Raw genomic sequence first — 588 nt, 5'->3', positions numbered from 1 at the left:
TCTAGTATTAGCCTTTTGTACTACCTGCTGTTAAGCCAGATACAAAGTATTTTTGTAGTGATAGATAAAGAAGCGCTACAGGTATTGAAATAAGCACAGCACCCGCTGCATATGTGGTATAACTCGCCCCCATTTTTTCTACGACCAAATTATATAAACCGATAGGTAACGTATAATTTTCAGGTGTTCTTAGAATAGTTGTAGCGAGAATAAAATCGCCTAGAGGCCCCGTGAAAGAGAATAAGGCTACTACTGCAATAATTGGTTTTGAAATAGGCAGTATGATTTCCAAAAAAATACGGATATTACTCGCACCATCCATTTTTGCTGATTCATCCAGGTCTTTCGGTATCGCGTCCAAGTAACCTTTCATTAAATACGTGTTCATCGGGATCATGCCACCAACATAAACCAGTACTAATGCAAGATGGCTATTAATCAATCCCAACATCTGAGCTAAGACAAATATCGCAATTAGGGCGGAGAATTGCGGGATCATCTGCAACAGAAGGAACAGCATTAGACCATTTTTCCTTCCTTTAAAGCGAAAGCGTGAAAACGCATATGACGTACATGACACACTGATCA

At 39.5% G+C, this 588-nt stretch carries 1 protein-coding gene; it reads right to left on the bottom strand.

Going from position 1 to position 588, the window contains the following annotated elements; genetic code table 11:
- Positions 1-7: 7 nt before the first annotated feature.
- Positions 8-588: sugar ABC transporter permease (locus tag R7Q09_RS27080; RefSeq protein WP_318144069.1), on the bottom strand; the 581-nt coding region annotated here is incomplete at its 5' end.

The organism is Vibrio sp. 2130-1 (assembly GCF_033339515.1).
The sequence above is the reverse complement of the archived record's forward strand: the minus strand, read 5'-3'. Positions and strand labels throughout refer to the sequence as shown.